Here is a 4785-nt window from a genome sequence, read left to right as displayed (position 1 = left end):
ACTTATCGTATTTGACGGCGTTAAACTCACGCTTGATATCAACATGGGTTCGCCATTCGTCTTGGTCTAAACCGACTTTGAACGACGACAAACCAAAGTTGAAGGCAACACGGGCATAGCCACAATGTTGAGACATACACGTAGATTGCTTGTTATTCGGATTCAGTTCTATTTGCTGTGTTCGTAAAGGCATGGATTCTCACGTATCACGTTTTTACCGCTTGCTACAGTCGGTCGGCGAGGGGGCTGCCCTTGCAGGCAGGTAGCAAGCCCTCGCCACGTGATACATTTATTATAGCACTTTCTCAAAGTATTGTCAAAAAAAAATGACACAACTTTAGATTCTAACAGGTTCTTATAGGTTTTAGTAGGAAATACCGAACTGCAACTTACCCCCCGCCTTCCTCTTTACACACATTATAGTAAAGCCCATAATTATTTGGACACCAACAGAAGGCGAGGTTACAAACCTCGCCAGCGGGGGAGAATGTTTTGTGTTTTCTAAAGTGTTCACTTATTTTTAGACTTTACTATAATTAATATCTTTCACAATACGGTATCAGCAGGTATTGCTGTGCTGTTTTCTTTTTGTCCCTCGCGGGGCACAACGGATTTTCAGAAAACTGCCAAATCCCTGAACCAAACCCACCTTTATTTTTTCACCGGTTTCCCTTAAATTTCCTAATTTTTCCTGAGATTCCCTAATTTTTTTCATTTTTTTTCATTTTATGCACGAAATCCACTCAAAAATGTGGTCTTTATAACCTAAGGTGTCGCGCGCAAATTACTGAATTGAGCGTTCGTGGGTTTCTATGCGCGGAGGTTCCAGCGGGACGAGAGATGCATCCCTGGACAGTTTTTAAATGGACAGGTGGGTGAAGTTTTAGATTCGTCGGTAGATAGGAGGGCCTCAGATTTCAATGACGAGACATACATTACATGGCGACTATAGTGAAATTATCGGCGACAGTCCGCAGATATTTGAAGTCCTCCAACAAATTGAGCACTTCGCAGCGACATCGACGAGAGTCCTCATTTCTGGTGAAACGGGGACGGGTAAGGGGATGGTGGCGCGTGCGCTGCACAAAAACAGCAATAGATCGGGAGAAATGATTTCTGTCAACTGTGCGGGGATACAAGAGACTTTACTGGAGAGCGAATTGTTTGGATATGAGAAGGGCGCGTTCACTGGTGCTGATACACGGCATATCAGTAGGTTTGAAAGGGCAGACAACGGCACACCCTTCTTGGATGAAATCGGAGAGATGCCGCTTTCCATGCAGTCGAAACTACTTCATGCGGTTGAAGAATCTGAGATTGAACGCGTTGGTGGCGAAAAGCCGATTCCGGTAGATGTCCGAATCGTAACGGCTACCAACAAAGACTTGGAACAAGCCGTTAAGGATGGGAGGTTTCGTGCAGACCTCTATTATCGCTTAAATGTTGCCGGTATTTCCCTGCCGACGCTGACGGTGCGAGGCGAAGACATTGAAGCGTTGGTCCTGCACTTTCTTGGGAAGCATCTCCGAGTCGATACATCAGAAGTTCCACAGATAGCATTGAGTGCCTTGGTTCTTCTCAAAAGTTATCTGTGGCCCGGAAACGTGCGGGAGTTGGAAAATGTGATTGAAACGGCATCTCACCTTGTCAAAGATCAAATGCTCTTACCGGAACACTTGCCGGAAAAGTTTCGTCCATATCATAATCACCCATTGCCGATCTCTGAAGGACCCGCTACACCTGAAAATGCCCAAAGCGTAACGGTTTCACTCGACATGACGCTTGAAGAGGTGGAAGAAACGTTCATCCGTAAGGTATTAGCATCGCTTGAGGGGAATCGGACACAAGCTGCGAAAATGTTGGGGATTGGCAGAAGCACGCTGCAAAGGAAGTTGAAGAAATATGATATTTATTTCGGTGATGTTGACGCTTGAGGATGGAGGCCTTTTTGTTTTTCCTTGTAAAAAAATACAGACCTGTTAACATCGTATAAACGGTATCAGCAGTTTTCTGGACTTATGGCACTATAGCACTTGTGTAGAACGCGCGAGTGTGGAAATCCGGATAGAATGACACGAGGCACATGCATCAATATGGTGCACTGTATCAAAATGATGCGGTTCAAAATGGGTCTGCATTCGACGTGACGATAGAGGGTTTGAAGATAGGGGAAAGATTCTATTTCTTGAGGCAGTTGTGGGTAAACCGAGTGTGTGCCTATGTTTTGGGGTATTGTCATAGATAGGATTCTCTTAATTTCAGAGGGTTCAACAGGGGTGCGTATTTTACTAAAGGGATTGGCACGAAACTTGCTAAACTATAGGTAGAATGTGAGTTTCGACGCAAACGCGTCGATTTTCATACCAAACTCACATTCACACAAAGCAGGAAAGGATTGCCATCTCTCCAACCGATCACTTTTTTTGGCATTTTTTCCATCCACTTTATGAGGGCGATAAAAGTATGTTCTGGGATGTTTTTTTTAACCGAGCGATCCTTGCAGGCACCGTTTTCTTTCTACTGATGATTGTCGGGTCCCAATTTTATAGTTGGCACGTCCGTCGCACAACTGATGCGGAATTACAGCGGACAGATCACGCCGTGCGAGCACTCGAAAACAGGACTCAGACCGGCACCACAGCAAACACAGTAGAAACAAGTAGGGTGGACTTTGAACAAGCGGAAACACCCCTTGAAAACCATGATGCGCAGCCGAGGGATGTCGACACCGCGGCATTGCCAAGTGACGACGCAGAGACTATTGACTTGTCAGCTGCGTTTCTATCTGATGATTTTGTATCGGAGGAGGAACCCGCCGAACCTGTGCCTGTCTCGCCTTATGGATATGGACCGTATCCAGAGGTGCCTGCAGATTATCCTGAAACCCTCATGCCTGTATGGACTTGGTTTGAAGACGAGCGACAACTTCATGAAACAAGTCGTTTGGAAGACTTTGAATTGATGGGGCGTGTTCTCATTAAACTCTGGAATCAAGGAGATCGGGATTTCAGTGGTGTAATAAGAGATGATGAAAATGGTAAAGTCTACCCACTTTATTCTGATCGAGCCTATGTTACCTGGCGGGAATTAAAAGATGAAAACGGAAAAGTCCTTTTCCGATATGCGGGGAATTTGAGGGCTGGCGATGGTTTCCCACATCTCTCATTCAGGGATTTTATGGAGGGGACAATCCCTCCAGGAATTCACTTTATGGAGCAGGAATCAGCTGGAATTGACCCGTACCAATTTCTACATTTACAAAGGAGATAAACATGCGATTTACTTCATGTCTAATAATCGGGATATTTTGTTTCTTATTTTTTGCCTTGGTGAGCGATGTGCTGCCAAAGAACGATCATAACTATAAGGGTTATCACTATTACCATGATACAGACACTACAATCTGGTGGGCAGAAGCCTGGGCATCAGCATACGCTGGCGAATCAGGTTATTTTCACACATGGTGTCATGTGGGGTCCGGTCCTAACGATTATAAAGGAGGTTCTTTTCAAGGAGCTTTCAACGAGTCGTCTGCGTCTGCTGCAGTGAATAATGCAGGACAGCCGTCCCCTTACTGGTCGTCATCCTATTGTAACTAATTTAAACAAACAGGCGGTGTGGTGTTCCTATCACATCGCCTGTTTCCCTCGTACTCGCCTGTTTTCTCCTGTGTCTGTTTTTCCACGCTCCCCAGACCCAACCCCAACACACAGGCGATCGGATTTCCGAAAGCAAAGGAAAACGGGAGAACACAACCGTGAAACACGGTAACCCCGTGCCCACTTTCCCAAAAAACGATTTGGAGACATTCCAGAAATCCGAGTTCCACCGGACGATCGTAGACAACAATCTGTTTCATCCACTCGGATACCGGACACCGCCACGCCGATTGACCCCTATCGCTTACTCGGAACGCTCCTCCCCAGTGATGGAGAAACACCACCACAGGCAATCCTCCAAAGCACGACAGCGAGAACAACATATATCGTCCGTCTCGGCGACACACTTGACCCCTACACCACGCTGGTAGACATCCAACCGAAACAAGTAACACTGGAAAAAGCAGGCGTGCGGCGAACCCTTCACCTTAGCACCACACCCTTGTTGAAATGAAAGGAACACCGAAACGTTGTTAACTCTCGACGAAACCGACATCATCCGACGCTCACACGCCGGCGATCCCGAAGCCTTTACCCCGCTCGTTGGCAAGTATCAAGACCGCCTCTATCGTCATATCCGCCGTCGCGTCACAGACCCCGAAATCGCCGAAGACTTGACGCAAGAGACGTGGCTTCGTGCATTTCGTGCCATCAGCAGTTTCCGGGGCGGCTCCGCTTTCTATTCTTGGCTGTATCGCATTGCTGAGAACGTCTGCATCGACCATTTCCGTAGACAAAAGTATAACACTGAACCGCTGCATCTCGTTGACGAAAACCGCATCACCGAGACCGACCCGTGTCCGAGTCGTGCCGTGGAACGCGCAGAACTCCGAGAACACCTTCAGAAAGCCCTAACGGCACTCACCGCCACCCGCCGACGCGTCTTTCTGCTCTACTATTACCACGAACTGCCCATCAAAGCCATCGCCGCAGAAATCGGACGTTCCGAAGGCACGGTCAAAAGCCATCTCCGCAATGCCCGTTTGCAGCTCCGGGAGTTACTCACGCCCTACGTGGAAAATCGCCACGTGCCTTGGCTTGCATGAGTGTCTGCGTTTTACGGGTTTCAGGGATATTCGGTTTTTGGTGGGCGTTTGATTACTGGGAACCGGCAACTTCTAATGCA

5 protein-coding genes are annotated in these 4785 nt (G+C 47.4%); 4 read left to right on the top strand and 1 reads right to left on the bottom strand.

Annotated elements, in window-relative coordinates; translation table 11 throughout:
* Positions 1–193, bottom strand: a 193-nt coding sequence (locus J4G07_21955; GenBank protein MCE2416649.1) for a helix-turn-helix domain-containing protein, incomplete at its 3' end; no start/stop codon positions are given.
* 727 nt (positions 194–920) lie between these two features.
* Between J4G07_21955 and J4G07_21950 the strand changes: the two genes are divergently transcribed.
* The 4 genes from J4G07_21950 (at position 921) to J4G07_21935 (ending at position 4705) form a co-directional block, all read left to right on the top strand.
* Positions 921–1934 carry a sigma-54-dependent Fis family transcriptional regulator gene (locus J4G07_21950; protein ID MCE2416648.1) on the top strand — a complete coding sequence of 338 codons (1014 nt, stop codon included), beginning with the start codon at positions 921–923 and terminating at the stop codon, positions 1932–1934.
* A 529-nt stretch (positions 1935–2463) separates the two neighbouring features.
* Positions 2464–3270, top strand: a complete 807-nt coding sequence (locus J4G07_21945; GenBank protein MCE2416647.1) for a hypothetical protein — start codon at positions 2464–2466, stop codon at positions 3268–3270.
* A 487-nt stretch (positions 3271–3757) separates the two neighbouring features.
* Positions 3758–4030, top strand: a complete 273-nt coding sequence (locus J4G07_21940; GenBank protein ID MCE2416646.1) for a hypothetical protein — start codon at positions 3758–3760, stop codon at positions 4028–4030.
* Between the two features lie 99 nt (positions 4031–4129).
* A complete protein-coding gene (locus J4G07_21935; GenBank protein MCE2416645.1) occupies positions 4130–4705 on the top strand; it encodes a sigma-70 family RNA polymerase sigma factor in 576 nt (191 codons plus the stop codon).
* Positions 4706–4785 lie beyond the last annotated feature (80 nt).

Source organism: Candidatus Poribacteria bacterium, from assembly GCA_021295715.1.
Taxonomy (GTDB): Bacteria; Poribacteria; WGA-4E; order WGA-4E; family WGA-3G; genus WGA-3G.
Note: the sequence above shows the minus strand (reverse complement) of the source record. Positions and strands in the feature narration are given on the sequence as shown.

Excerpts from the sequence above, each read along its gene's own strand:
- J4G07_21945 (MCE2416647.1), top strand. The coding sequence starts at position 2,464 with ATGTTCTGGGATGTTTTTTTTAACCGAGCGATCCTTGCAGGCACCGTT.
- J4G07_21950 (MCE2416648.1), top strand. The coding sequence starts at position 921 with ATGACGAGACATACATTACATGGCGACTATAGTGAAATTATCGGCGAC.